Raw genomic sequence first — 26724 nt, forward strand, 5'->3', positions numbered from 1 at the left:
CGGGGTGGGGGTGACGGTGCTGGACGAGGCCGATCAGATGACGGACATGGGGTTTTTGCCGCAGATCACGAAGCTGGTGGAGCGGGTGCCGGCCGACGGGCAGCGGTTGTTGTTCTCGGCGACGCTGGACGGGAACGTGGATCGTCTGGTGCGGCGGTTCCTGACGGATCCGGTGGTGCATTCGGTGGATCCGTCGGCGGCGGCGGTGTCGACGATGGAGCACCATGTGCTGCATGTGGCGGACGAGACGGACAAGAAGGAAGTGACCGTGCGGATCGCCGCGCGGGAGGGCCGGGTCATTCTGTTCCTGGACACGAAGAGGTCGGCGGACCGGCTGGCGAAGCGGTTGTTGTCGGTGGGGGTGCGGGCGGCGGCGCTGCACGGGGGGCGTTCGCAGCCGCAGCGCAACCGGACGCTGGAGCAGTTCAAGAACGGGCAGGTCACGGCGTTGGTGGCGACGAATGTCGCGGCCCGGGGCATTCATGTGGATGATCTGGATCTGGTGGTGAACGTGGATCCGCCGGCCGATCACAAGGATTATCTGCACCGGGGCGGCCGCACCGCGCGGGCGGGGGGTTCGGGCAGTGTGGTCACGCTGGTGCTGCCCGCGCAGAAGCGGGAGGTGACCCGGCTGATGACGGACGCGGGCATCCGGCCCCGCACCGCCCGGGTGACCTCCGCCGACGCGGCCCTGACCGCGATCACCGGCGCCCGCGAACCCTCCGGCACCGCCGTGACCATCGAGGTCCCCGCACCCCCGGCACCCTCTGCCTCCGGTGGGGAGGGCACGACCGGTGCGAAGCGCGGCCGGCGCTCCCGCCGCGGCAACCGCCCCACCCAGATTCCCGCCAGCGGCTCCGGCGCGACCGGCACCCGCACAGGCACGGGCACGGGCACGGGTACGGGTACGGGTACGGGCAAGCGCACCTCGCGGCGACGCACCGACCCGAACACCTCCGGCGCCTCCGGCACGACGGCCGCGCCGTCGGGGGGCCGGGGCCGTACCTCGCAGCAGAAGGACGGGGCGGGCGCGGCCGGGGCGTCCACCGGTGCCCGCGCGGGCGGCAGGCGAAGGCCCGCCCGCCGCCGCACCGGCACCGCACCCAAAACCACCGACCAGGCATGACCTGACCCACCACGCGGCACCCGGCCACCGGTCACGCGGTCACCGGCATGCGTCACCCACCCCTCCCCGAGCCGAGCCCAGCCGCCCAGCCAGCCCGACGGAACGGGTCATCTGGACTGGGTGCTGGTCTGGAGGGGGCATGCCGTGGCCGCGGTGGTCGCCGGGCGGGCCGGGAGGGGTTGCAGGGGGGGTGCAGACGGGTGTGGCGGCGCCGATGAGTTCGACCAGGCCGGTGCCGCCGGTGGGCGGGACGAGCTTGGACCAGTTGTTGGCCAGCCAGACGTTGCCGGACTGGTCGAGCTGCACGGCGGTGAGGTGCTGCATGGAGGGGTTGCGGTAGCCGCCGGGCGGGGAGAGCACGGTGCCGGTGGTGGAGCCGGGCGGGCAGGCGCCGGTGTTCGCGCCGCACAGCACGGACACGGACGGGGTGCCGAAACCGGCGACCCACACGCGGTCGGCGCCGTCGACGGCCACGGACCAGGGGGCGATGCCCGTGGACAGTTCGTGCACGCCGCGGACGTGGCCGTCGGGTGCGATCTCGGTGACCGAGTCGCTGACGAAGCCGGGCACCCAGACGTTGTCGCGGGAGTCGACGGCGAGACCGAGCGGCCAGTCCAGCGAGGGGGCCTTGACCGGGGAGAACGAGGCCGGTTCGAAGTCGGGGTCGATGACGGTGACGCTGCCGCCCACGTGCCCCTTGGGGGTGCGGCTGTCGAGGAGCTCGGCGCCGTTGGCGCGGGCGTTGGTGACCCAGGCCCGGCCGTAGCCGTCGATCTGCAGGGCGAAGGGATGGTCGAGGCCGCCGCCGGTGATGGTGATCGCCTTCTTGGGGTCGCCGTGCGGGTAGACGATCACGCTGCCTTTGCCGCGGTTGCCTTTGAGGCCGTAGAAGTCGGCGATCCAGAGGTTGCCCCTCTGGTCGACGGCGGTGCCCTGGGGGTGGTTGAAGCCGCCGTTCACGAACCCCGTGCCCGGTGACAGCGGTGTACCGGCCGAGGAGTACTTCGCCATGGCGTTCCCGGCGTAGCTGGGCACCCACACGTCTCCCCGGTGGTCGATGGCGATGCCCCAGGCGCCCGCCTTCATGCCGCCGCCGCTGATGGGGCTGTGCAGGGTCGGGCTGCCCAGCGGGTCCTGCACGGTGACGTAGGGGCTGGGGTCGCGTGTCCCCGGCAGCCAGTTGTTGGAGGCCCACACGTTGCCCTTGGCGTCGAGGGCCATGCGGCCCGGGGCGTAGACCTTGGGGGCGGTGTAGTGCAGGGCGAGCACCCAGGCCGTGGGCGCGGCGGTGAGCCGGGGTGCGTAGGTGTGTGCCCGCCGGGCCAGGGCGTACAGCGGGCCGGTGGCCGTCCTGGGGTTGCGGGCCAGGTTGAGCAGTGCTTGCGCCGTGTCCTTGGGGGTGTCGCCGCCCGGTGGTGTCGCGCGGTGCAGCAGGGTGCGGCACGGTTCGCCGCCGGCTCCCGGCGCGCACAGGGACACCAGGTCGGCCAGGGTGTTGAGGGTGGCCAGTGTGTCGTTGCGGCTGCCGTTGTTCCGGTCGGTGACGATCGCGCCGGGCTTCCCTGTGGCCGGGTCGGCGAGGTTGTAGGAGGTGGCCGCGGCGTTCTCCAGGCCGGGGCTCGGCCCGCTGATGCCCCGGTGGCCGGTGAACTGGGCCAGTGCCCAGGTGGCGGCGGCGGTGGTGAACTCGTTGACCGTGACCGTGGACTCGCTGCGCTGGGGCACTCCGCCGCCCTGGCCGACTCCCACCACCGACCGCAGCCGCAGGCTCCGCTGTCCGGACGGCACGGCGTCCAGGTAGAACACCGAGCCGGTGGGGCGGGCGGAGCTCAGCCGGAAGGATCCCCGGGCGTCGGTGGTGGCGTGCCCCAGCATCCGCACCCCGTTCCGGTCACCGCCGAAGAGGGTGACGTCCGCGTCGGGCAGCGGTTCGCCCGCGCTGGTGACGGTTCCCCGTACGGCGGTCGGTGGTCCGGAGGCCGGGGACTCGAGGGGCGGGGAACCGGCTGTGGGGAGGGCCGTCAGCGCCAGGGCCAGGGTGGCCGATGCGGCCAGGGCCCCGGTGGTGACGGGAGCGTGCCGGGGCTTGCGCGCGCCGGACCTCGATGGACCCGGTGCTCGGCGGAAACCGGTGACGGGGAGCACGGCGGACGGCCTTTCGTCGGGGCGGCACGGTGCGCGACCACCGTGTGCGGGGCGGAGTCTGACGCGCCGACGGGCACCGGAGCCTGGGCCGGACGGCACGCGGTGGGGGGCGTACCGGGCTGCGTTCGCGGCGAGGACGCGCGGTGCCGTCCACGGCGAGGTGCGCGATGCGGTGCGCGGCAGGGATGTGCGGTGCGGTGTGCGGCCGGAGGGTGCGTGGGCCGGGGCGGGCCACTGTCGTCCGGGCGGCCCGGGGCGGGGTGCCGGGGTGGGGGGTGGCGTCGCGGTCACGACTCGAAGGGGACGGACCCCTCGGAGAACTGTTCCCGGCCGCTGCCCGGTGCGCGCAGCGTGAACCAGCCGATCCTGCGGCCCGCCAGCCAGATCAGGCCCAGGTACAGGTCCGGGTCGACCTGGCGGAGCTCGTCGCGGACGCTGCCGCACACCAGGGAGGTGTGGGAATAGTCGATGACGGTGCATTCCTGGTCGTCGAGGCGGCTGAGCCCGGGGCCCACCGTGGCCACGATCGACAGCACGTCCAGCGGTGTGAGCCGGTTGCTGAGGTAGCCCTCCGGGCTGAACACCTTGCCGCGCCACAGCATCAGTCGCACCAGGCGGGCGAGCAGGCCGGTGGCCGCTCCGGCGGCAGGAAGAACGGCCCTGCCTTCCATCGCGCCCTTCGGGATTTCACCTGCCGGGCTCTTGCGGAACAACTCCTCGATCCGTTTGTCGTCACTCTTGAGAAGTTCGCTGTCGGTAGGCATCTCGGTCTTCCTTCCGGCCGCCGCCGGCCCACGGCCGCGACGCCGCTCCGGCAGCCGGCCTTCCGGGCCCGGCACCACTCAACGCGCGCGGCAGGGACGGGACTTCACCTGTAACCGGCGGTCCGGCGCTGCGCTGATCCAGTAGATCATCCTCCGCCGTCTCCCCCCTCCCCCTACATCCTGGCCCCTCCCGGCGCAACCCACCACCGCTGGCCGTCGATCCACGACCGCGGACGCACGGACGGGCGACCGGGCGCTCAAGGCACTTCCCGCCAATCCATGGGCGACCGGAAGGAATACCGGAAACGAGCGAAGAGCAGCCGGGCGTCGCGAAGAAATTCGGATTACTCCGATAATTCCGGGTGGGTTGTACGGGTGACAGGTCCGTGTCGCTATGGATATCGATTGGCTAATTACGACAGTTTGGTGCCTCAGGAATTTCGTATCCGCCGTCTACCGCACGAAAGGGCTGTCATGAAACGGGTTGGCCTCTGCACCACCATGTCCGTCGCCGCCGCCATGGCACTGACGGGAGCGGCCGCGAGCCAGGCTTCCGCACAGACGCAGTTCCGCTACGCTCCCCCACCCCCCGTCCAGTACACGATCATCTTCAACAACGGCGGATTCGTCGGTGACATCGTCAACCACGGCGACGGCAACAGCACCAACGTCCAGGTCGTCGGCGACCGCGGCCGCGGCGGTACGCAGGGCGGGACCGGTAACACCCAGGGCGGCGTGAACAACACCCAGAGCGCCGCGCAAGGGGGGCGGCACAACATCCAGGGCGGCGCCCAGGGCGGCACCGACAACGTCCAGGGTGGCACCCAGCTCGGCGGGACCCACAACACCCTCGGCGGCACGCTGGGCGGCACCAACAACGTGCTCGGCGGCACCCAGTCCGGGACCCACAACGCCCAGGGCGGTACCCAGGGCGGGACCAACAACGTCCAGGGCGGAACGCAGAACGGCACCCGCAACACCCTCGGCGGCGCCCAGGGCGGCACCGGCAACACCCAGGGCGCCACCCAGGGTGCGGGTGACCGCAACACCCAGGGCGCCACCCAAGGCGCGGGCGACAACAATACCCAAGGCGGCACCCAGGGCACCGACGACCCCGTGCAGAGGCTGCTCGGCAGCCCGCTGCCCGCCGATCCCGGCGCGCTCAGGGCCGCCACCCAGGAGACGACGCGGCAGCTCATCACCGACTCGTTCCGCCTCGCCACCGACCAGGCCGGCAACGCGATGAACCGGTAGACCCCACCGCACACCGCCACCCGCCCCCGGCGCCCCTGCCGGGGGCGCCGCGCGGTGCGGGGGCGAACGGCCGGGCCCGTGTCACCGCCCGTGTCGGCGGATCCGGCGAATCCCGCAGTGCCGGGCTCGCCGGGCTGCGACGATGACACGATGGAACGTGCGCCCGAGGTCCCCGAGGCTCCCGACCAGCCCATGGATCCGTCCGGGGAGAACGACTACGACAGTTTCGCCGAGGCGTACGCCGCGGAGACCGAGAACAGTCTCGTGAACGCGTACTACGAGCGGCCGGCCGTGCTGGCCCTCGCCGGTGACGTGTCCGGCCGCCGGATCCTGGACGCCGGCTGCGGCGCCGGCCCCCTGTCCGCCGCGCTGCGCGACCGCGGTGCGGTGGTCACCGGGATCGACGCCAGCGCCGGGATGCTGGCGCTGGCCAGGCGGCGGCTCAGTGACGACGTGGCCCTGCACGAGGCCGACCTGCGCGACCACCTGCCGTTCGCCGACGGCGCGTTCGACGACGTGATCGCGTCACTGGTGCTGCACTACCTGGAGGACTGGGGGCCGACGCTGGCCGAGTCGCGGCGGGTGCTCAGGCCCGGCGGACGGCTGATCGCGTCGGTGGAGCACCCGCTCGTGGCCTACACGTTCCAGGATCCCCGGCCCGACTACTCCGCGACCACCAGCTACACCTTCGACTGGCCGCTCGGCGGCCGGTCGTACCCCATGAGGTTCTGGCGCAGGCCGTTGCACGCGATGATCGAGGCCTTCACCACCGCCGGCTTCCGGCTCTCCGCGATCAGCGAGCCGCAGCCCGACCGGGCCGCGCGTGAACTGTTCCCGGAAGGCTTCCGCGGCCTCTCGACCAAGCCGTGCTTCCTGTTCTTCGTCGTCGAAGTACCGCTGTGACCCGACGGCTCGGCCGGCCCGGTGAGCCGTCGGACGGTAAATGCGTCGACAGCGCCGCCCGCCCGCGGCAGAGTGGCCAACCGTGACGAGCAGTGAGCTGTGGAGCCGCGCGACCGCCGACCGTTACGACGCCGAGGAGACCGAGATGTCCTCGGCCGCCGTCCTCGGACCGACTCTCGCCTTCCTCTCCGAACTCGCCGGGGACGGCCGCGCGCTGGAGTTCGCGATCGGCACCGGACGGGTGGGCGTCCCGCTCAGGGAACGCGGCGTACCGGTGGTGGGCATCGAACTGTCCGAGCACATGGTGGCGGTGCTGCGCCGCAAGGTCGACGAGGACACGCTCCCGGTCGCCGTCGGGGACATGGCCACCACCACCGTCGCCGGTGAGTTCGCCCTGGTCTACCTCGTCTACAACACCATCACGAACCTGCTCACTCAGGACGAGCAGGTCGAGTGCTTCCGCAACGCCGCACGCCATCTGCGGCCCGGCGGCCGGTTCGTCATCGAGCTGGGCGTGCCATCGCTGCGCTTCCTGCCGCCCGGCCAGGTCGCGGTGCCGTTCGACGTCTCCGAGCGGCACCTCGGCTTCGACACCTTCGATCTGGTCGAACAGGTCCTCGTATCGCACCACTTCACCCGCGACGGCGACGACGGCCGCTACCGCCGCGGCGCCTCCCGGCACCGCTACGCCTGGCCTGCGGAGCTCGACCTCATGGCACGGATCGCCGGTCTCGAACTCGAACGCCGGGTCGCCGACTGGGACGGGGCGGCCTTCACCCAGGACTCCCCCAAGCACATCTCCGTGTGGCGCAAGCCGGTCTGAGACCGGCCGTCGAACAGGAGACGGGGTCTCCGGACGGGCGCTCGACCGCCCGGTGACCTGTCGTCTCCGCCCCTTTCACCCGGGTGACGAACGCGAAACCCGGCCCGTCCCTCAGTCCCAGGCGTTGAAGAGCAGTCCGCCCAGCGTGGTGATGCCGTACAGGCGGACCTGGCGCCACTCCCCCCGGGTCAGGACCGAGGTGTCGACGTCCGGGAGCGGCAGGGTGAGCCGCGCGCGGTCCAGCACCGTGAACCCCAGGTCGGCGAAGACACCGGCCCATGGCGGCGGGGCGAGGAACTCCTCGGTGTACCAGAGCCTGCGTTCCGGGGCGAAGGCGATCCACGGGTGGTGGGCGTGGCACAGGACGACGTACTCCGCTGCGCCCTGGATGACCGCGGTGTGGAACGTGCAGGGGTAGGACCGCTCTTCCTGCTCCCCCACCTGGCCTCCGGCCACCCGGGCGGCCGCGTACAGCGCTGCCCGGAACGCCCGCGGATCGGTCTCCGGCAGCGGCCCGTCCTCCGGCCGGAAGACTCCGGTGGCACCTCGCGGCAGCGTGAACGCCGCGTCCTCGTGTACGGCCATGGGCTCATTCTGCCCGGGAACGGGGTGCGGACCTCGTCGGCAGTGCCGCCGCGCGACCCCAAAATACCCCCGGGGGTACCCCTGCTATGGTGGACGGACAGATACCCCCGGGGGTACATCGTCACCTGAGAGGAGTCGCAGTCGTGTTCTTCGTCGACACCCTGGAACTCAAGGGCCTGGGCAACCGCAGCTATCTGGCCGGCGGGAGCCGGACCGCGCTGGTGGTGGACCCGCCCCGCGACATCGAGCAGGTCATCGCGGCGGCGGCGCGGCGCGGGGTGCGGATCACCTGCGTCGCCGAGACCCACCTGCACAACGACTACGTCACCGGCGGTCTGGAGCTGGCCCGCGTGACCGGCGCCCGCTACCTGGTGCCGGCCGGGGCGTCGGTCGCCTTCGCCCGTACCCCGGTCGACGACGGTGACACGTTCCCGGTCGACGAGGGCCTGACGCTGCGCGCGGTGGCCACCCCCGGCCACACCCCGCACCACACCGCCTATGTCCTGGAGGAGGACGGCCGGGGAGTCGCGGCGTTCACCGGCGGATCGCTGCTGATCGGCACCGTGGGCAGGCCGGACCTGGTCGAACCGCGGCTCACCGAGCGGCTGGCGCGCGCCCAGCACGCCTCGGCCCACCGCCTGGCCGACGAGCTGGACGACGAGGTGCCGGTGCTGCCGACCCACGGCTTCGGCAGCTTCTGCTCCTCCGCCCAGGCACAGGGGGACACGACGACGATCGGGGCGGAGCGGCGCCGCAACGACGCGCTGACCAGGGACGTGGACACCTTCGTCGCCGACATGCTCGCCGCGCTGGACGACGTGCCCGCCTACTACACGCACATGGGCCCGGCCAACGCCGCCGGCCCCGCGCCGGTCGACCTCACGCCGCCCGCGCCCGCCGACGCCGAGGAGATCGCCGCCCGGCTGGCCGCGGGTGAGTGGGTGGTGGACCTGCGCAGCCGGGTCGCCTTCGCCCGGGGACACCTCGCCGGTTCCTTCAACTTCGAGGGCGAGGGGCAGCTCGCCACCTACCTGGCCTGGCTGATCCCCTGGGGCAAGCCGGTCACCCTGCTGGCCGAGACGCCTGGGCAGATCGCCGACGCGCAGCGGGAGCTGGCCCGGGTCGGTGTCGACCGCCCGGCGGCCGCCGCCACCGGCGATCCGGCCGGCTGGGTCCGCGCGGGCGAGCAGCTCGCCTCCTTCCCCCGGGCCCGCTTCGCCGACCTGGCCGCGGCGCGCGAGCGTGGCGAGCAGGTGGTGGTGCTGGACGTGCGGCGCGACGCCGAGCGCGTGGGCGGGTTCGTGGAGGGGTCGGTCCACATACCGATCCACGAACTGCCCGGCCGCATCGGCGAGGTGCCCGGCGGGGTGGTGTGGGTGCACTGCGCCGGCGGGATGCGCGCGGCGATCGCCGCGTCCCTGCTCGACGCCGCGGGCCGTGACGTGGTCGCCGTGGACGACGGCTTCGACGCGGCCACCGCGGCGGGTCTGAGCCTCACCCGGCCCGACGGCACCCGCTGAACGACTCGTACGGAGTGATCGACCGATGTACTCGCTTCTTCCCCGGCGCCCGGCCCGCCTCGCTCCGCCACGGGCCCACCGGCAGACCGGTGACGGGCGGGCCGTCCCGCCGGTCCGTGAGCTGCCGGGGTGGCGGACCGGGCAGGCGACCGGCGCGCTGCGGCCGCCGCCGCGCCCTCCGGTGCCGGGGGCGGCCGCGCCGGGTGAGCCAGTACCCGTGGCCCGCGGGGCGGGAGCCGTCGATGTTGCCCATGTCGCCGATGCCGTCGGCCTGATGATTGCCTGGGGCGACGAGGGGCTGCCGGTCGGCACCGCGCGCCGGTACCGCGGCGGCATACGGTGAGCGCGCTGATCCTGGCGCTGGTGGCCGGTGCCGCGGTCGGGCTCGCGCTCGGCGCGCTCGGCGGGGGCGGCAGCGTCCTGGCGGTGCCCGCGCTGATCTACCTGCTCGGGTTCCCGCCGGCCGCCGCCACCACCGCCAGCCTCATCATCGTCACGGCCACCTCGCTCACCGCCCTGTACGCGCATGCGCGCGCCGGTCATGTGCGCTGGGGCCCCGGTGCCCTGTTCGCCGCGGCCGGGCTGGTGCCCGCCGCCGCGGCGGGTGCCGCTTCCTCCCGGTTGCCCCAGCCGGTCCTGACCGCCGCGTTCGCCTGCATCGCCGGCCTCGCCGCCGTACACATGCTCCGCCCCGGCCGTACCAGCCCCGGCGATCCGGCGGCGGTGCGGCCCGCGAAGGCCGCGGGCACGGGTGCCGGGCTGGGGGCGCTGACCGGACTGCTCGGCGTCGGCGGGGGCTTCCTCGCCGTCCCCGCGCTGGTCACGGTGCTGGCCTTCGACATGCAGGCCGCCGTCGGCACCAGCCTGCTGGTCATCTCGGCGAACGCGCTCGCCGCGCTCGCCACCCGGGGCGCCACCACGGCGGGCGTCGACTGGGCGCTGGTCGGCCCCTTCATCGCAACCGCGATCCTCGGCGCCTGGGACGGCAAGCGCCTGGCCGCCAAGGTCACCGGCACGCTGCTGCAACGCGTCTTCGCGGTCGTGCTGCTGGCGGTCGCCGCCCTCATGCTCGTCGACGCCGTCGTCTGAACCACCGCCGCCGGGCGCCTCGGCGTCCGGCGGCGGCTCCCCCGCTCAGGCCAGTGAAAGGAACAGTTTCTCCAGACGGGCGCGCATCTGCTCCCGGTCCTCCGAGGCGGCCATGTCGGCATCGCTCAGGCAGCGTTGCAGGCCGGTGGCGATGATCGCGAAGCCCGCCCTGTCCAGCGCCCGGGAGGCCGCGGCGAGCTGCGTGACCACTTCTTCGCAGTCCCGCCCCTCCTCGATCATCTTGATCACACCGGCGATCTGCCCCTGCGCCCTGCGCAGCCGGTTGACCACCGTTTTCAGGTCTTCGGCCGCCATCGCCAAGTCCACAGCCCACACTCCTTCGCGAATACCCCCTTGGGTATCTTAGCGAAGAGGTGCACCATGAAGAGCAAAGGAACGATCCCCCGTGGCACACACCGCCTCCCTCACCGCCGCCCAGGCCCACGCCCGTCTCGGCGAACTGACCGTCGTCGACGTCCGCACCCCGGGTGAGTACGCCTCCGGCCACCTCCCCGGCGCCCACAACGTCCCCCTGGACCACCTGGACGTCGCCCTGCCCGCCCTGCGGGCCGCCGCCGGCCGTGGCGACCTCCTCCTCGTGTGCGCGAGCGGCAACCGCTCGGGCCAGGCCCGTGAGCGGCTGGCCGGGCACGGCATAGCCGCCGCCGGTCTGACCGGCGGCACCACCGCCTGGATCGAGGCGGGCCACGAGGTGCGGCGCCCCGAGGGCGCCCGCACCGGCTGGGCGATGGAGCGCCAGGTCCGCCTGGCCGCCGGATCCCTGGTCCTGACCGGACTGCTGGCCGGCCGGCGGTGGCCCGCGGCCCGTCTGCTGTCCGCGGGTGTCGCGGGCGGCCTGGCCTTCTCCGCCGTGACCGACACCTGCGGCATGGCCCGGCTGCTCGCCAAGCTCCCCCACAACCGGCCCCGGGCCACCGACCTCGACACCACCCTCGCCGCCCTGGCCGGCTGACCGCCACCGCTTCCAGGGCCCGGCGCGCCCGGGCCGGCTCCACCCGGGAGCCGGCCCGGGCGCGCCTGCGGTTCGTCGCGGTGCCGGAGCCGGCGAGACGCCTTCTCCACGGCGCCCGGCTCCACCCCCGTCGAGCTACCCCCGCAGGCGGCGTCCGGTGCGCTTGCGCCGCCGCGGGCCGGGCCGCCGCCGGTCCCACGCCTCAGGAACGCACGAGGCGGGCGACGGCGTCGCCGGCTTCCTTCAGTTTCGCGATCCCGTCCTCGCCGCCTTCCGCGACGGCGGTGCGCACGCAGGTGTCCATGTGCTCGTCGAGCATCCGCAACGCGAAGGACTGCAGGGCGCGCGTGGTGGCGGCGACCTGGGTGAGGACGTCGATGCAGTAGGTGTCCTCCTCCACCATCCTCTGCAGTCCCCTCACCTGCCCCTCGACTCGCTTCAGCCGTCTGAGCACGTCCTGCTTGCCGGTGCTGTAGCCGGCCATCGTCTCCTCCTGTTCGCCGTCGGCGTGTGGTCAGTGCCGGTGGTCGCCGTGTCCCTCGGCGTCCGGCGCGTCCGGCGGGGCGGACTCGCCGGTCCGGACGGTGAAGGCGGCGGTGTGGACGGTGCCCCCGTGCTTGAAGTCGAGGAAGAGGCGGTAGGTGCCCGCGCTCGGCGCGGTGGCGGTGAAGGAGACGGCGGGACCGGGCTCGGTGGTGCCGTCGCCGGGCGCGCCCTCGGGGTGGACGTGGAGGTAGGCGAGGTCACCGGCGCGCAGGGCGACCAGGTGGCCGTAGGCGGCGAGGTAGGGCTGGAGGTCGGTGACCGGACGGCCGCCGCGGCTGACGGTGAGGGTGAGGCCGGCCGCCTTGCCGGGGGTCAGTTCGCCGTCGAGGGTGACGGTGTAGCCGTCCACGGTGGTGGTGGCCGCCGGCTCGGGCAGGGCGGGGGCCCGGTAGGTGCCGGAGGCAGCGAGGTCGGCGCCCAGGGTGAGTCCCGTGGCGCCCCGGGCGGCCGGGGTGAAGTCGGCGAAGACGCGGTACGAGCCGGCGTCCGGGAGGGTGACGGGGGTGCTCCAGGTGCCGTCGGCGGCCCGGACGGGGTGGAGGTGCCGGAAGGTGACCAGGTCGCGTGAGGCCACGATGAGGTGGAGTTCCTTGTCGTGCTCGGTGCGGTACGAGGTGACCGGCCGGCCCCGCTGGTCCCGGACGGCGAAGCGGAGTTCGCCCTCGCGTCCCGCGGTGACCCGGGGGGTCGACAGGTCGAGGGTGTACCCCGCCTGCGAGATCTGGAGGCCGGCGGGTGTCGCGTCGGTGTGGGCTCCGCCGTGGGCGGCGGGTGCCGGGCCGTCGTGCGCGGTGTGGGCGGCGGGCTGTGCGTCCTTGGTGATGGGGTCGGCAGCCGCGCCGACACCGTAGGAGGCGGCGAAGGTCGCCGCGACGGCGGCCGCGAAAGCCGTGATCTTGACCCCGGTGTTCATGGGAGTACCTCTTCCTCGGCGGGTCTTCGTCCGTGCCGGACACCGGGGACTATATACCCCCGGGGGGTACTCGCAAGAGGGTCGGGCGCCGCTTGCCAAAGATACCCTTGGGGGGTATATATGGACCCACCTAGGTACCCCCCAGGGGTACCTACGGCGCACCCAGTCCACATCCTCCGGGAGGAACCATGTCCTGCTGCACGCCTGACGGCAGCTGCTCCACGAACACCGCGACGGTGCAGGTCACCGAGGGCACGACCATCGTCTACGACGTGTCCGGCATGACGTGCGGGCACTGCGAGGCCACGCTCACCAAGGAGATCGGCGTCCTGGACGGCGTCCTGTCGGTGGACGTCGACGTCGAGACCGGCCGCGTCTCCGTGACCACCGCCGGCGAGCCCGACGACGCGCTGCTGGCGAAGGCCGTCGACGAGGCCGGCTACGAACTCACCGGCCGCACGGCCTGATTCCCCCCTTCCGGCGCGCCGGGCCCGTCCGTGGGCCCGGCGCCCCTCCCCCCTTGTCGCAGACCCTGTCCGCAGACCCAGTCCGAGGAGCAGTGATGGCCACCACGGTCCCTGACACAGCCGAGGTCGAACTCGCCATCGGCGGTATGACCTGCGCTTCGTGCGCGGCCCGGATCGAGAAGAAGCTGAACCGGATGGACGGGGTCACCGCCACCGTCAATTACGCCACCGAGAAGGCCAAGGTCTCCTTCGGGGCGGACACGGCCGTCGCCGACCTGATCGCCACGGTGGAGGCCACCGGGTACACCGCCCGGGAACCGAAGCCCGCATCCGCGCCCGGCGCGGCCGGCTCCGGGGACGGCGGGGACGAGGGGAACGCGGCCGGCGACGAACTCGCGCCGCTCAGGCAGCGGCTGGTCACGGCCGTGGTGCTGGCGGTGCCCGTCATCGCGATGGCCATGGTCCCGGCGCTGCAGTTCGAGTACTGGCAGTGGCTGTCGCTGACGCTGGCGGCACCCGTGGTGACCTATGCCGCATGGCCCTTCCACAAGGCCGCGTTCACCAACGCCCGGCACGGTACGGCCACGATGGACACCCTGATCTCGGTGGGCACCTCGGCGGCGTTCCTGTGGTCGCTGTGGGCGCTGTTCTTCGGCAGCGCCGGCATGCCCGGCATGACCCACCCGTTCGAGCTCACCATCGCCCGCAGCGACGGCGCGGGCAACATCTACCTGGAGGCGGCCGCCGGGGTGACCGCCTTCATCCTGGCCGGGCGCTACTTCGAGGCCCGCTCCAAGCGCAAGGCCGGCGCCGCGCTGCGCGCGCTGCTCCAGCTCGGCGCCAAGGACGTCACCGTCCTGCGCGGCGGCCGGGAGGAGCAGATCCCGGTCGGCGAACTGAAGGCGGGCGACCGGTTCCTGGTCCGGCCGGGCGAGAAGATAGCCACCGACGGAACGGTCGTCGAGGGCACCTCCGCGGTCGACGCCTCGATGCTCACCGGCGAGTCCGTGCCCGTCGAGGTCGGCGCCGGCGACGCCGTCACGGGCGCGACCGTGAACGCCGGCGGACGCCTGGTGGTGGAGGCCACCCGCGTGGGCGCCGACACCCAACTCGCGCGCATGGCCAAGCTGGTGGAGGACGCGCAGAACGGCAAGGCCGCCGCGCAGCGGCTCGCCGACCGGATCTCCGCCGTCTTCGTCCCCGTCGTCATCGCCCTCGCGCTCGGCACCCTCGGGTTCTGGCTCGGCAACGGTGCCGGGATCACCGCCGCGTTCACCGCGGCCGTCGCCGTCCTGATCATCGCCTGCCCCTGCGCGCTCGGCCTGGCCACCCCGACCGCGCTGATGGTCGGCACCGGGCGCGGCGCCCAGCTCGGCATCCTGATCAAGGGTCCCGAGGTGCTGGAGTCCACCCGCAAGGTCGACACCATCGTGCTGGACAAGACCGGCACCGTCACCACCGGCCGCATGACCCTGCTCGCCGTGCACGCCGCCCCCGGCACCCCGGAGGAGGAGGTGCTGCGCCTGGCGGGCGCCCTGGAGCACGCCTCCGAGCACCCGATCGCCCAAGCCGTGGCCGCGGGCGCCACCGGCCGGGTCGGTTCCCTGCCCACCCCGGAGGACTTCGCCAACGTGCCGGGGCTCGGTGTCCAGGGTGTGGTCGAGGGCCACGCGGTCCTGGTGGGCCGGAGCAAGCTGCTCGCCGAGTGGGCCATCGGCCTCCCGGCCGGTCTGGCACGGGCCAAGGCGGACGCCGAGGCCGCGGGTCGTACCGCGATCGCGGTGGCCTGGGACGGCGAGGCCAGGGCGGTCCTGGAGGTCGCCGACGCCGTCAAGGAGACCAGCGCCGAGGCCGTCGCACGGCTTCGTGACCTGGGGCTGACGCCGATCCTGCTGACCGGGGACAACAAGGCCGTCGCCGAGGCGGTGGCCGCGGAGGTCGGCATCGACGAGGTGCTGGCCGAGGTCATGCCCGAGGACAAGGTCGACGTGGTCAAGCGCCTGCAAGGAGAGGGCCGTTCGGTGGCGATGGTCGGCGACGGGGTCAACGACGCGGCCGCGCTGGCCCAGGCCGACCTGGGCCTGGCCATGGGCACCGGCACCGACGCCGCCATCGAGGCCGGTGACCTCACCCTGGTCCGCGGCGACCTGCGGGCCGCCGCCGACGCCATCCGCCTGGCCCGCAGGACGCTGGGCACCATCAAGTCCAACCTGTTCTGGGCCTTCGCCTACAACGTCGCCGCCCTGCCGCTGGCAGCGTCCGGCCTGCTCAACCCGATGATCGCCGGAGCCGCCATGGCGTTCTCCTCCGTCTTCGTCGTCAGCAACAGCCTGCGGCTGCGCGGCTTCAAGGCCACGGCCTGATGCCCACCGGCGGGGGGGGGGGGGGGGGGGGGGGGGCCCCCCCCCCCCCCCCCCCCCCCCCCCCACCTCTCCCACGTCCCGGACGCACCCACGCCCGGCCGGGAACCCCGCAAGCGGCCGGCCGCCCCGGAACCACGACGGCCCCGCCCCGCGGCCGGCCCCCGCCGGCGTACGGGGAGTCCGGCCCCGTACACCGGGCCACCGGGCCGCCGGGGGCCGGAACGCGGCACGGCCGCGCGCCGCGGCGGGGTCCGCCGGGTCGCGCGGCCGTGTGCCGCGGTGGGGTGGATCAGCCGACGGGCACCTTGTCGGCCGGGGCCTCGGCCGCGGGGGCCGGGCCGTTCGGCGAGAGCCTCTGCTTCACCACGGCGACCACCAGCACGACCGCCGCGACCAGCAGGGACAGCAGCACCGTCTCCCGCCCGTTGTTCTCGGTGTCGAACAGCATGTACACCAGGACGAACACGATCATCGCGGCCGTCGCCCAGGTCAGGTACGGGTACAGCCACATCTTCACGACGAGCTTCTCCGGCGCCTCACGCTGGATGATCTTGCGCATCCGGAGCTGCGAGAAGCAGATGACGAGCCACACGAACAGCGCGACCGCGCCGCTGGAGTTGAGCAGGAACAGGAAGACGGTGTCCGGGTACTGGTAGTTGAAGAAGACCGCCACGAAGCCGAAGACGACCGAGGACAGGATCGCCGCCATCGGGACGCCGCGGGACGTGGTGCGGGCGAACGCCTTCGGGGCGTCACCGCGCTGGCCGAGCGAGAAGGCCATCCGGGAGGCCGTGTAGAGGCCGGAGTTGAGACAGGACAGCACCGAGGTCAGCACGATGACGTTCATGACCTCGCCCGCGTGCGGGATGCCGAGGGAGTCCAGCGCGGCGACGTAGGAGCCGTCCTTCTGGATGGCCGGGTCGTTCCACGGCAGCAGCGAGACCACGACGAGGATCGAGCCGAGGTAGAAGACGCCGATCCGCCAGATGATGCTGTTGGTGGACTTGGTGACCGCGCGCTGCGGGTCCTCCGACTCGCCGGCCGCCAGGGTCGCGATCTCGCTGCCCATGAAGGAGAAGACGACCAGCAGCACACCGGTGAGGATCGCCCCCGGACCGTGCGGCAGGAACCCGCCCTCGTGCGTCAGGTTGGCGAAGCTCGCCTTGTCGGCGTGGACGCCCGGCAGCACGCCGAACACCGCGAGCAGGCCGACGACGACGAACGCGCCGATCGCCACGACCTTGATGCCGGCGAACCAGAACTCGAACTCGCCGTAGGACCCGACGGAGACCAGGTTCGTCGCGGTCAGCACGAACATCACGATCAGTGCCCAGCCCCACTGCGGGACGGCCGGCACCCAGCCCTCCAGGATCTTGGCGCCCGCGGTCGCCTCGACGGCGAGCACCACGACCCAGAAGAACCAGTAGAGCCAGCCGATCGAGAAACCGGCCCAGCGGCCGAGCGCGCGGTCGGCGTGGGCGGAGAAGGAGCCGGAGGTGGGGTTGGCGGCGGACATCTCGCCGAGCATCCGCATCACGAGGACGACGAGGGTGCCGACGAGGGCGTAGGACAGCAGGATGCCGGGGCCCGTGGTGGCGATGCCGGAGCTCGACCCGACGAAGAGTCCGGCTCCGATCACACCTCCGATGGCGATCATCGTGAGATGGCGGTTCTTGAGGCCTGCTTGAAGTCCGGAACCAGGGGTCATGGACGGATTTCCTTTGCGCCGGTGGAGCGTTCCCCGTACGAGGGGGGTGCCGTTGTGCGGCTCGGTACGGGGCCACGTACGAGCGGTGTACGAGGCGGTCCAGTGAATCTGAGGCCAACGAATTCGGGAACCTCTGAATCCGTATCGTTACCCGAGGTTCCCTCCGGGTTCTATGGTGCGGCTCACATTTCGTCGGGCCGATTTCCGCGTCACTACCCGACGCGGCTGCCCCCGTTCGGGCGTGTCACACTCGTTGCATGCGCGTGTATCTCGGCTCGGACCATGCGGGCTACGAACTGAAGAACCACCTCGTCGAGTGGCTGAAGGCCGCCGGCCACGAGCCCGTGGACTGCGGGCCGCACCTCTACGACGCCCAGGACGACTACCCGCCGTTCTGCCTCCGCGCCGCGGAGAAGGCGGCGGCGGACCCGGACGCCCTCGGCATCGTGATCGGCGGCTCCGGCAACGGCGAGCAGATCGCCGCGAACAAGGTGAAGGGCGTGCGCGCGGCGCTCGCCTGGAGCGAGGAGACGTCGGCGCTCGGCCGTCAGCACAACAACGCCAACGTGGTGGCCGTGGGTGCGCGGATGCACAGCACGGAGGAGGCGACCAAGTTCGTCGAGGTCTTCCTCGGCACCCCGTTCTCCGGTGACGAGCGCCACATCCGCCGGATCGACATGCTCTCGGACTACGAGACCACGGGCGACCTCCCGCCGATCCCCGCCCACCACCCGCAGCAGGACTGAGCCCGTCCCGGGGCCCGGCAGGACACCGGGCCCCGCAGGACCGAGAGGAACGGGGAACCGTGCCAGAGGGGCACACGATCCACCGGCTGGCGCACGACTACGCCACCCGCTTCCGCGGCACGGCTCCCCGCGTCACCAGCCCCCAGGGCAAGTTCTCCGACGCCGCGGCCCTCCTGGACGGCAGCGCGCTGACCGCCACCGAGGCCCACGGCAAGCACCTCTTCCTGGGCTTCCGGGACGTCGACTGGGTCCACATCCACCTCGGCCTCTTCGGCAAGGTCGGCTTCGGCGACGCCCCGGCGCCCCCGCCCACGGACACCGTCCGGCTCCGGCTCGCGCACGACACCTCGTACGCCGATCTGCGCGGCCCCACCACCTGCGCCCTGATCACGGACGCCGAGAAGCGGGCGGTCCACGACCGGCTCGGCCCCGACCCGCTCCGCGCGGACGCCGACCCGGGCGCCGCCTACCGCAGGATCTCCCGCAGCCGCACGACCGTCGCCGCGCTGCTCATGGACCAGAAGGTCGTCGCCGGTGTCGGCAACGTCTACCGCGCCGAGGTCCTCTTCCGGCACGGCATCGACCCGTACCGCGCGGGCCGCGACCTCACACCGGCCGAGTGGGACGCCGTCTGGGCCGACCTGGTCGCGCTGATGCGGGAGGGCGTGCGGAACAACCGCATCGACACCGTCCGCCCCGAGCACACCCCGGAGGCGATGGGCCGCCCGCCCCGCGTCGACGACCACGGCGGCGAGGTCTACGTCTACCGCCGGGCCGACCTGTCCTGCCACGTCTGCGGCACCGGCATCCGCACCGCCGGCCTCGCCGCCCGCAACCTCTTCTGGTGCCCCGGCTGCCAGCGCCGGTGACCGGCGGCCACCGGTGGCCGCCGCCCGCACCGGCCCGCCCGGAGCACGGGTGACCCTCCGCCTAGAAGCCGTGCGGCAGCCACGGGGCCACCGGCGAGCCGAACGCCACGGACGCCTCCGCCACCGTCCCCGGCCGCAGCTCGCGCACCCGGCCGGCCGCCGCCAGCGACAGCAGCGGCACCCCGCCCAGGTAGGCCGAGCCCAGCTCCCGCACGGACAGCGCGATATCCGCCGCGTCGGTCGTCCGTTCGCAGGAGGCGCCCTTCGGATCCCCGGTCAGCCGCCAGCGCCCCGCGTTCCACGGGCAGAACGCGTCCTCCACCTCGAACACGACGTCCACGGGCGCCTGGTAGGTCCGCGCCGCCAGCGCCGCGCCGACGTCCACGAGCCGCAGGTACGCGTCGTCGCGCAGCCGCGGCAGGCACCGGCGGGTGTCCGAGACCAGGTTCAGCCAGGCGTCGTCCACCGGCCGGGACCCCACCTTCACGGTCGTCATCAGGTCGACGCCGAACAGGAACCGCCACAGCGCGGCCTCGGTCACCGGGTCGAGCCCGGCCAGGTCCTTGAGTTCCACCGTGCCGTCGCCGCCGCGCTCGCTCCAGGAGGGCCTGGTGCGGTAGCGGGCGTACCCGGTGACCCGCCCGTCCCGTTCGGCCACCACGCAGCGCAGCGGCGACGCCCCGTTGCGCTCGCCCTCCGGGTCGACCAGCGCCGTGCGCTCCCAGTGGGGCCGGCGGGCCAGCATGCCGGGGCGCCGCGGGACCAGCGCCGCGTACACCGCCTCGCAGTCGTCGAGGACGTCCGCCGGGGCCGCGTACCGCACCCGCACCTCGTCGGTGCCGGCGGGCAGGGAGAGGGTCACCCGGCTCGTGTCGATCTCGGCGGAATACGCGAACGTCGCTGCGCCGTACCCGAACCGCCCGTAGATGGCCGGCTCGGACGCGGTCAGCATCGCCAACGGCTCGCCCAGCGCGCGCACGTCGTCCAGTTGCCGGCGCATCATCGAGGTCAGCACCCCGCGCCGCCGGTGGGTGGCGGCCACGCTCACCATCGTCACCCCGGCCGCCGGGACCGCGGCACCGCCCGGCACCGTCACCCGGAAGCTGTACGCCCCCGCCGTGCCGATCAGCTCCGCCCCGTCCCAGACGGCCAGCGAGCGGTCCAACTCGGTGACCGCCCGGTCCACTTCGCGTTTCTCGGCCGGTGCGGGTCCCGCTCCGAAGGCCCGGTACAAGGCGTCGTGCCACCGGTCCCACTCGTCCTCGCGCAGTACCGCCGGGCCGGTTCCGTGAAGAGTCCCCATACGCCATGCCTATCAGGGCACCGGGGCACCGGCCAGCGATTTTCCGCCCGCCTCACCCGTCGCGCGGCCCGTGGACACGGGGGTCCGCCGCAACCTCGCACGGGGGACAAGTGGTACCTCCCGTGCCAAGCAGCCGGTCGGCTGGATAGGGTCCCGAACTGATGGCAGCAGGACGACAGCGGCGCGCGAAGGCCGAGACGTTCACGGCCCGGTGGAAGATGCAGTGGCACCGGGCCCGCGTCGCGCTGCGCAGAAGCGCCGTGGACTACTTCCGCGGCAACGGCTCGGACTGGATCGCGTTCGCCGGCCTGCTGCTGGCCGTCCCGGTCCTCGCGGTGATGACGCTCCTCGACCCGGTGTGGTGCTCCCCGGCCACCCTGGTGCTGCCGATCGTCGCCGGCGGCCTGCTGCTGCGCCCGGCGAGCCTGCTCGGCCTGTACGCGGCGGCGGCCACCGCGCTGATCGTGGAGTCGGTCCGGCTCGGCCCGTACACCGAGGGGCCCTCCCGGGTCACCCCGGGCATCGTGCTGGTGGTCGCCGCGTGCGGCTTCTTCGGGCTGCTGACCGCGCAGTTCCGCAGCCGGGTGGGCGTGCCCTGGCGGCGCGGCGGCACCATGCTGTTCGACCTGCGCGAGCGGATCCGGGTGCAGAGCAAGCTGCCCAAGCTGCCCAAGGGCTGGCACCACGAGATGGCGCTGCGCCCGGCGGGCGGCCAGTCCTTCTCGGGGGACTTCGTCGTCGCCTCCCGCACGAACGGCGGCCGGACGCTGGAGGTCGTGCTGACCGACGTGTCCGGCAAGGGCATGGACGCCGGCTCGCGCGCCCTGCTGCTGTCAGGCGCCTTCGGCGGCCTGGTCGGCTCCCTGCCCCCGCACGCCTTCCTCCCGGCCGCCAACGGCTACCTGCTCCGCCAGGACTGGGACGAGGGCTTCGCCACCTCCATCCACCTGGTCCTGGACCTGGACTCCGGGGACTACGAGCTGTACTCCGCGGGCCACCCGCCGGGGCTCCAGCTCAGCGCGGGCAGCGGCCGCTGGGAGGAGAAGGCCGCCGAGGGCCCGCTCCTCGGCGTGTACGACGGCGCCCAGTTCGACTCCGTGAAGGGCTCGCTGCGGCCCGGGGACGTGCTGATGCTGTTCACGGACGGCCTGGTGGAGACCTCCGACCGGGACATCGTGGAGGGCATCGACCGGCTCACCGGCGAGGCCGACCGCTACGTGGCCGGGGGCTTCCACGGGGCCGCCTGGCACCTGATCGAGGCGGTCGCCAAGGACGTCAACGACGACCGGGCGCTCCTGCTGATCTGCCGCGAGGCGGCCGCGGGCCGCTGAGCGGGTCCCGGCACGGGCGACACTGGGCGCATGACGCACCTCACCCTCGCCGAGGTCGAGAGCCTCGCGCGGGCCGCGCACGACGGACAGACGGACAAGGCCGGACGGCCGTACGCCGAGCACCTCGCGGCCGTCGCCGAGGGCGTGCGCGCCCGCGGCGGCGACGCGGAGCAGATCGCCGCGGCCTGGCTGCACGACGCCCTGGAGGACGCCGCGCTCAGCGAGCAGTGGCTGGCCGGTGCCGCCCTCACGGCCCGCACCAAGGCCGTCGTGCGCGCCCTCACCAGACGGCCCGGGGAGCCGCCGGAGGCGTACGCCGGCCGGATCCTCGCCACCCCCGGCGCGCTGCTGGTGAAGCAGGCCGACCTGGCCCACAACGCCGACCCGCGGCGCCTCGCGGTCCTCGACGGGCCGACCCGGCGCCGGCTGACCGCGAAGTACACCCGGATGCACGCACTCCTCGGCCTGGCCCGACCCGGTCCGGACGAGGTCCCCTAGGCGCCGACCGTCTCCCGCCGCCGCTGCCGCTCCCGGGCGGGGTCGGCGGGGTCCTGCCGGAACACCCACCGGAGCCTCGGCTCCACCGCCCAGCGGAAGGCGCGCCGCACCGGTGGCGTGCACAGCGCGGTGACGGCGGTCGCGGCGATCGCCGTCACCAGGACCTGGCCGGGCGGGTGGTGCAGCCAGGAGGGGGCGTACCAGCCGCGGTAGTCGGCGAGCCGCACCAGGAAGCCGTGCAGCAGGTAGCCGTAGAGCGTGCCCGCGCCGAGCGCCGTGAACCACGTCCTGCGGCCCGGCACCCAGGAGAGGAAGCACGCCGTCAGCACCAGCGAGCAGACCGTCAGCGCCGCCGTCATCACCGGGCCGCACCACCACGGGGCGCCCAGCTCCTGCGCCGAGTCGCGGTGGTAGAGCCACCCGGTGTCCATGCGCGGCACCGCCCACCAGCCGGCCGCCAGCGTCGCCGCGAACACCGGCACCGCGGCGATCCGCACCCGGCGCCGGCGGACCAGGTGGAAGTGCTCCGGCTTCAGGCACAGGCCGAGCACGAAGTACGGCAGGAACTGCAGGACGCGCTGGAGGTCGAGGTCGTCACCGATGTCCGGGCTGACGGTCGCCAGCATGGCGATGCCGACCGCCACCGGCAGCGGCCGGCGCAGCAGCCTCCAGACGGGAGTGGTCAGCCGCCAGACGAACAGGGCCGCCAGGAACCAGGTCAGGTACCAGGGGTCCAGGAGGCTGATGTCGCCGCCGGAACCGCTGACGAGGTTCCTGAACAGCGAGTACGCCGTCTCGAACAGGACGTACGGCACGGCGACGCCGGTGATCAGCCGCCGCAGCCGGTCCGGGCGCATGTCGAAGCCGCGCGAGAAGTGGCCGGAGATGATGACGAACGCCGGCATGTGGAAGCCGTAGACCACGCTGTACGCGGCCGCCAGGAGCCGGCTGTCGTCCGTCAGCGGCTCCCACGCGTGCCCCGTCGCGACGAGCACGATGGCCAGGTACTTGGCGTTGTCGAAGAACGCGTCGCGCTGTCCGCCCGGTCTGTCCGGCGCCGCCGGCCGCTCCTGCGCGCTGCTCGGGGTGCGCGGTCCGGGCACTCCGTCCGCCGGCGGCTGTGCCGGGGGGAGCGGCCCGCGGTCGCGGCCGGGGGGCGGGGCGGCGTCGAACATTCCAGGCACCCTACGGCGCTCCCGCCTTTCCGCGGAAATCCCGCGGAATCATTCCCGGTCGGCATGTTCGAATGCCCGGAGAATGCCGAACTCATGCCCGGGTGTGCCGTGTCGGTGCCCACACCGGCCCCCTCGGTTCACCCCCGATGTGCGGATTCATCCCGGCCAAAGGGTGCATCTGGCGTCTTCGTGCCGGCAATTCGAATTACCTGCGCATGAGATGTGTGGAGGCGGAGGTGAAATCGCGTGGTCGATCGGCGAGTCACGTGTGGGTGCTCGCTCGCATTACCGTGCGGGTGGTCGTCCGCACCGGCTTCGCGCCCGACGTCGCGTCACGGGCCGCATAGGGTGGCCGAGTTGGTGGCACGATGGTTCTGGCGGGGGTGCCGTGGGTACCACCGGGCCGGGAGAGCGGACCGACCGAAGGTGTGATCAGTTGTGGCCATTTCACTGTCTGTGGTGCTGCTGTTGGCGATCATCCTGGTGGTGTTGATCCGCGGGGGGAACATCAAGGCGGGACCCGCCATCGTCGCCATACTCTTCGGCTTCTTCCTGGCCTCCACCGGCATGGCGCCGTCGATCCAGCGCTTCCTGGACTCGATAGCGAACTCCATCAACTCGATCAGGTTCTGACACCGGCCCGCCCGTGATCACGGAGCCCGTGGCCCCGGCCGGGCTCCGGGCCACCGGGGGCCGCGCCGGCCGCCCCGCCCTCGCCCGGCGGGGACGCGCGCACGGCCGCGCCGGGACGCCCCGGGAAAAAGCTCAGGGCCAGGTGGGGGAATGATCCTCCACCTGGCCCTGAGCCATGAGAGCGGGCGACGGGAATCGAACCCGCGTAGCTAGTTTGGAAGACTAGGGCTCTACCATTGAGCTACGCCCGCAGCACTGCGCCGCAGGTCCGGTGACCGCGGCACTGAAGGCATCGTAGCGGGTCGCCCGCCGCCGAGGCCAACGAGTTGCGCACCGGACCCCGCGCGCCGCCCCGGGAATGCGGCCGACGCGAACGGCCGGGGCATGTACCCTACGTCTCGCACCAGACGGGGTGTGGCGCAGCTTGGTAGCGCGTCCGCTTTGGGAGCGGAAGGCCGTGGGTTCAAATCCCGCCACCCCGACCACCGGTACATAACGTCGTGATGATCGCCTTTTGGGGCGCTGACCGGCTGCGGTTACTATGCAAGCTGCGAGCCCGTGTGTCCCGGCCCCATGGCCTACGTACTCCTCCGGGCGACCAGTCCGCCGGACCTGTCTGGCTCCGGCAGAACCCAAGAAGTCAGCCACAAGGAGACCGAACCGTGAAGAGCGCCGTGGAGACCCTGAACCCGACCCGGGTTCGGCTCACTGTCGAGGTGCCCTTCGAGGAGCTCAAGGACAGCCTCGACGCGGCGTACAAGAAGATCAACCAGCAGGTCACGGTGAAGGGCTTCCGCAAGGGCAAGATCCCCGCCCGCGTGATCGACCAGCGGTTCGGCCGGGGTGCGGTGCTGGAGGAGGCCGTCAACGACGCGCTGCCCAAGTTCTACACCGAGGCGGTCAACGAGGCCGAGCTGAACCCGCTCGGCCAGCCCGAGGTCGACATCACGGAGCTGAAGGACGGCGAGACGCTGAACTTCACCGCCGAGGTCGACATCCGCCCGGCCATCGAGATCCCGGACTACTCCGGCATCGAGGTCGAGGTCGACGCCGTCGAGGTCACCGACGAGGACATCGAGAAGTCGGTCGAGCAGCTCCGCGAGCGCTTCGCCTCCACCTCCCCGGTGGAGCGCGCCGCCGAGGACGGCGACGTCGTCACCATCGACCTGGAGGCCAAGGTCGACGGCGAGGTGCTGGAGGACGGCATCGCCAACGGCGTCTCCTACACCATCGGCTCCGGCGAGCTGCTGGACGGCATCGACGACGCCGTCAAGGGCAAGTCCGCCGGCGAGGACGCCACCTTCACCTCCGAGCTGAAGGGCGGCTCCGCCGCGGGTAAGGAGGCCGAGGTCACCGTCAAGGTCACCCAGGTCGCCGCCCGTGAACTGCCCGAGCTGGACGACGAGTTCGCGCAGCTCGCCTCCGAGTTCGACACGCTGGAGGAGCTGAGGGCCGACAGCCGCAAGCGCCTCGGCAACATGAAGCAGTTCGACCAGGCCACCCAGGCCCAGGAGCGCGTCCTGGAGAAGCTGCTGGAGCTGGTGGAGGTCCCCGTCCCCGAGAAGCTGCTCGAGGACGAGATCAACACCCGCAAGCACAACCTGGAGCACCACCAGCTCGGCCAGATGGGCCTCACCCTCGACAAGTACCTGGAGATCCAGGGCAAGACCGCCGAGGAGTTCGAGACCGAGACCCGCGAGGCCGCGGTCAAGGGCATCAAGACCCAGTTCGTCCTGGACGAGCTGGTCAAGAAGGAGCAGCTCAACGTCAACCAGGAGGAGCTCACCGAGCACCTCATGCGGCGTGCGGCCTCCTCCGGCATGTCCCCCGACCAGTTCGCCCAGGCCGTCGTCGAGGGCGGCCAGGTGCCGCTCCTGGTCGGCGAGGTCGCCCGCGGCAAGGCCCTGGCCGTCGTGGTCGAGGCCGCCACGGTGAAGGACACCAACGGCGAGATCGTCGACCTGGACGACGAGGAGGAGGAGACCGAGGCCGCCGAGGCGTCGGAGACCTCCGAGGAGAACACCGAGGGCTGAGCCGGCCCCGCGGCGCCTCCGCAGCGCGTACGACGGGCCCCGGGGACTCTCCCCGGGGCCCGTCGCCGTACCGGCGCGGACGCCCGGTCCCCGGGAGCGCGGGGCCGTACCGGGGGCGTCCCGCGCTACGCCCCCGGCGAACACTCCCATCTCCGGGATTCCCCGAAGGGACCTGAGCGTTAGGGTCCATGAATACGGGGGCAGGGGAGTCTCCTGAGACCCCAGCCAAGCCTCCGGCAGGACGACGTGAGACGGCCCGGCGCCGTCGTAAGACGAGCAGGTGGATACGTGACGAATCTGATGCCCTCCGCCGCCGGCGAGCCTTCCATCGGTGGTGGCCTCGGCGACCAGGTCTACAACCGGCTGCTCGGCGAGCGGATCATCTTCCTCGGCCAGCAGGTCGACGACGACATCGCCAACAAGATCACCGCGCAGCTGCTGCTCCTTGCCGCCGACCCGGACAAGGACATCTACCTCTACATCAACAGCCCCGGCGGCTCCGTGACGGCCGGCATGGCGATCTACGACACCATGCAGTACATCCCGAACGACGTGGTCACCATCGCCATGGGCATGGCCGCGTCGATGGGCCAGTTCCTGCTCACCGGCGGCGCCGCCGGCAAGCGGTTCGCCCTGCCGCACGCCGACATCATGATGCACCAGGGCTCCGCGGGCCTCGGCGGCACGGTCTCGGACATCAAGATCCAGGCCGAGTACCTGCTGCGCACCAAGAGGCGCATGTCCGAGCTGACCGCGCTGCACTCCGGCCAGACGGTCGAGGCGATCATCCGCGACGGCGACCGCGACCGCTGGTTCACCCCGGAAGAGGCCAAGGAGTACGGTCTCATCGACGAGATCATCACGCACGCCTCGGGTGTTCCGGGAGGCGGCGGCACCGGTGCCTGACCGGCCAGGCCACGCCACGCACCGCCGAGACCCAAGCCCCCAGAACGCCAC

General features: G+C 72.7%; 25 protein-coding genes and 2 tRNA genes. 17 read left to right on the top strand and 10 right to left on the bottom strand.

Going from position 1 to position 26724, the window contains the following annotated elements:
* Positions 1-1126, top strand: a 1126-nt coding sequence (locus ACZ4K2_RS27950) for a helicase-related protein (protein ID WP_467769978.1), incomplete at its 5' end; no start/stop codon positions are given.
* 39 nt (positions 1127-1165) lie between these two features.
* Here ACZ4K2_RS27950 and ACZ4K2_RS27955 read toward each other — a convergent pair.
* Both ACZ4K2_RS27955 and ACZ4K2_RS27960 read right to left on the bottom strand, forming a co-directional pair.
* Entirely contained in the window at positions 1166-3271 is a 2106-nt protein-coding gene (locus ACZ4K2_RS27955; protein ID WP_467480098.1) for an NHL repeat-containing protein, read from the bottom strand.
* A gap of 287 nt (positions 3272-3558) precedes the next feature.
* A complete protein-coding gene (locus ACZ4K2_RS27960) occupies positions 3559-4035 on the bottom strand; it encodes a hypothetical protein (RefSeq protein WP_467480096.1) in 477 nt (158 codons plus the stop codon).
* Positions 4036-4509: 474 nt separating this feature from the next.
* On the opposite strand from ACZ4K2_RS27960, the gene ACZ4K2_RS27965 reads away from it, so the two are divergent.
* The 3 genes from ACZ4K2_RS27965 (at position 4510) to ACZ4K2_RS27975 (ending at position 7015) form a co-directional block, all read left to right on the top strand.
* Positions 4510-5289: a hypothetical protein gene (locus ACZ4K2_RS27965; RefSeq protein WP_467480094.1), complete on the top strand. Its 780-nt coding sequence runs from the start codon at positions 4510-4512 to the stop codon at positions 5287-5289.
* Positions 5290-5439: 150 nt separating this feature from the next.
* On the top strand, positions 5440-6192 hold the full coding sequence (locus ACZ4K2_RS27970; protein ID WP_467480092.1) for a class I SAM-dependent methyltransferase: 753 nt from the start codon (positions 5440-5442) through the stop codon (positions 6190-6192).
* A gap of 82 nt (positions 6193-6274) precedes the next feature.
* Positions 6275-7015: a class I SAM-dependent DNA methyltransferase gene (locus ACZ4K2_RS27975; RefSeq protein WP_467480090.1), complete on the top strand. Its 741-nt coding sequence runs from the start codon at positions 6275-6277 to the stop codon at positions 7013-7015.
* 111 nt (positions 7016-7126) lie between these two features.
* Here ACZ4K2_RS27975 and ACZ4K2_RS27980 read toward each other — a convergent pair whose 3' ends face one another.
* Entirely contained in the window at positions 7127-7600 is a 474-nt protein-coding gene (locus tag ACZ4K2_RS27980) for a hypothetical protein (protein ID WP_467480088.1), read from the bottom strand.
* Positions 7601-7743: 143 nt separating this feature from the next.
* Between ACZ4K2_RS27980 and ACZ4K2_RS27985 the strand changes: the two genes are divergently transcribed.
* Positions 7744-9120 carry an MBL fold metallo-hydrolase gene (locus ACZ4K2_RS27985; protein WP_467480086.1) on the top strand — a complete coding sequence of 459 codons (1377 nt, stop codon included), beginning with the start codon at positions 7744-7746 and terminating at the stop codon, positions 9118-9120.
* Positions 9121-9459: 339 nt separating this feature from the next.
* On the top strand, positions 9460-10209 hold the full coding sequence (locus ACZ4K2_RS27990) for a sulfite exporter TauE/SafE family protein (RefSeq protein ID WP_467480084.1): 750 nt from the start codon (positions 9460-9462) through the stop codon (positions 10207-10209).
* A gap of 45 nt (positions 10210-10254) precedes the next feature.
* On the opposite strand, the gene ACZ4K2_RS27995 is transcribed toward ACZ4K2_RS27990, so the two are convergent.
* A complete protein-coding gene (locus tag ACZ4K2_RS27995; protein ID WP_467480082.1) occupies positions 10255-10536 on the bottom strand; it encodes a metal-sensitive transcriptional regulator in 282 nt (93 codons plus the stop codon).
* A 79-nt stretch (positions 10537-10615) separates the two neighbouring features.
* On the opposite strand from ACZ4K2_RS27995, the gene ACZ4K2_RS28000 reads away from it, so the two are divergent.
* Entirely contained in the window at positions 10616-11182 is a 567-nt protein-coding gene (locus tag ACZ4K2_RS28000; protein ID WP_467480079.1) for a rhodanese-like domain-containing protein, read from the top strand.
* A gap of 202 nt (positions 11183-11384) precedes the next feature.
* On the opposite strand, the gene ACZ4K2_RS28005 is transcribed toward ACZ4K2_RS28000, so the two are convergent.
* Entirely contained in the window at positions 11385-11666 is a 282-nt protein-coding gene (locus ACZ4K2_RS28005; protein ID WP_467480078.1) for a metal-sensitive transcriptional regulator, read from the bottom strand.
* A gap of 30 nt (positions 11667-11696) precedes the next feature.
* Positions 11697-12641, bottom strand: a complete 945-nt coding sequence (locus ACZ4K2_RS28010) for a hypothetical protein (protein ID WP_467480077.1) — start codon at positions 12639-12641, stop codon at positions 11697-11699.
* A 188-nt stretch (positions 12642-12829) separates the two neighbouring features.
* Here ACZ4K2_RS28010 and ACZ4K2_RS28015 point away from each other — a divergent pair, with 188 nt between their 5' ends.
* On the top strand, positions 12830-13108 hold the full coding sequence (locus ACZ4K2_RS28015; protein WP_467480076.1) for a heavy-metal-associated domain-containing protein: 279 nt from the start codon (positions 12830-12832) through the stop codon (positions 13106-13108).
* 95 nt (positions 13109-13203) lie between these two features.
* Positions 13204-15471: a heavy metal translocating P-type ATPase gene (locus tag ACZ4K2_RS28020; protein ID WP_467480075.1), complete on the top strand. Its 2268-nt coding sequence runs from the start codon at positions 13204-13206 to the stop codon at positions 15469-15471.
* 289 nt (positions 15472-15760) lie between these two features.
* Here ACZ4K2_RS28020 and ACZ4K2_RS28025 read toward each other — a convergent pair whose 3' ends face one another.
* A complete protein-coding gene (locus ACZ4K2_RS28025) occupies positions 15761-17179 on the bottom strand; it encodes an amino acid permease (protein ID WP_467477030.1) in 1419 nt (472 codons plus the stop codon).
* A 257-nt stretch (positions 17180-17436) separates the two neighbouring features.
* Here ACZ4K2_RS28025 and ACZ4K2_RS28030 point away from each other — a divergent pair, with 257 nt between their 5' ends.
* Together ACZ4K2_RS28030 and ACZ4K2_RS28035 are read left to right on the top strand one after the other, a co-directional pair.
* Positions 17437-17925, top strand: a complete 489-nt coding sequence (locus ACZ4K2_RS28030) for a ribose-5-phosphate isomerase (RefSeq protein ID WP_467477034.1) — start codon at positions 17437-17439, stop codon at positions 17923-17925.
* Between the two features lie 59 nt (positions 17926-17984).
* Positions 17985-18794: an Fpg/Nei family DNA glycosylase gene (locus ACZ4K2_RS28035; RefSeq protein WP_467477035.1), complete on the top strand. Its 810-nt coding sequence runs from the start codon at positions 17985-17987 to the stop codon at positions 18792-18794.
* Between the two features lie 61 nt (positions 18795-18855).
* On the opposite strand, the gene ACZ4K2_RS28040 is transcribed toward ACZ4K2_RS28035, so the two are convergent.
* Entirely contained in the window at positions 18856-20097 is a 1242-nt protein-coding gene (locus ACZ4K2_RS28040; RefSeq protein ID WP_467477037.1) for a GNAT family N-acetyltransferase, read from the bottom strand.
* A 161-nt stretch (positions 20098-20258) separates the two neighbouring features.
* Between ACZ4K2_RS28040 and ACZ4K2_RS28045 the strand changes: the two genes are divergently transcribed.
* Both ACZ4K2_RS28045 and ACZ4K2_RS28050 read left to right on the top strand, forming a co-directional pair.
* On the top strand, positions 20259-21428 hold the full coding sequence (locus ACZ4K2_RS28045) for a SpoIIE family protein phosphatase (RefSeq protein WP_467477040.1): 1170 nt from the start codon (positions 20259-20261) through the stop codon (positions 21426-21428).
* A 30-nt stretch (positions 21429-21458) separates the two neighbouring features.
* Entirely contained in the window at positions 21459-21926 is a 468-nt protein-coding gene (locus ACZ4K2_RS28050; RefSeq protein WP_467477043.1) for an HD domain-containing protein, read from the top strand.
* Here ACZ4K2_RS28050 and ACZ4K2_RS28055 read toward each other — a convergent pair.
* Positions 21923-23101: an acyltransferase family protein gene (locus ACZ4K2_RS28055; protein WP_467477045.1), complete on the bottom strand. Its 1179-nt coding sequence runs from the start codon at positions 23099-23101 to the stop codon at positions 21923-21925. The genes ACZ4K2_RS28050 and ACZ4K2_RS28055 overlap by 4 nt on opposite strands.
* 438 nt (positions 23102-23539) lie before the next feature.
* Here ACZ4K2_RS28055 and ACZ4K2_RS28060 point away from each other — a divergent pair, with 438 nt between their 5' ends.
* A complete protein-coding gene (locus ACZ4K2_RS28060; protein ID WP_467477049.1) occupies positions 23540-23734 on the top strand; it encodes a hypothetical protein in 195 nt (64 codons plus the stop codon).
* A 180-nt stretch (positions 23735-23914) separates the two neighbouring features.
* Here the strand turns inward: ACZ4K2_RS28060 and ACZ4K2_RS28065 are convergent.
* Positions 23915-23985: transfer RNA gene (locus ACZ4K2_RS28065), tRNA-Gly, on the bottom strand.
* A 157-nt stretch (positions 23986-24142) separates the two neighbouring features.
* Here ACZ4K2_RS28065 and ACZ4K2_RS28070 point away from each other — a divergent pair.
* From ACZ4K2_RS28070 to ACZ4K2_RS28080, 3 genes are all read left to right on the top strand, one after another.
* Positions 24143-24219: transfer RNA gene (locus tag ACZ4K2_RS28070), tRNA-Pro, on the top strand.
* Positions 24220-24396: 177 nt separating this feature from the next.
* A complete protein-coding gene (tig, locus tag ACZ4K2_RS28075; protein ID WP_467477053.1) occupies positions 24397-25767 on the top strand; it encodes a trigger factor in 1371 nt (456 codons plus the stop codon).
* A gap of 300 nt (positions 25768-26067) precedes the next feature.
* Positions 26068-26673 (top strand): ATP-dependent Clp protease proteolytic subunit, encoded by a 606-nt coding sequence (locus tag ACZ4K2_RS28080; RefSeq protein WP_467477425.1) that lies wholly within the window; start codon positions 26068-26070, stop codon positions 26671-26673.
* Positions 26674-26724: the final 51 nt, after the last annotated feature.

It is taken from the genome of Streptomyces sp. NPDC025833, from assembly GCF_055558055.1.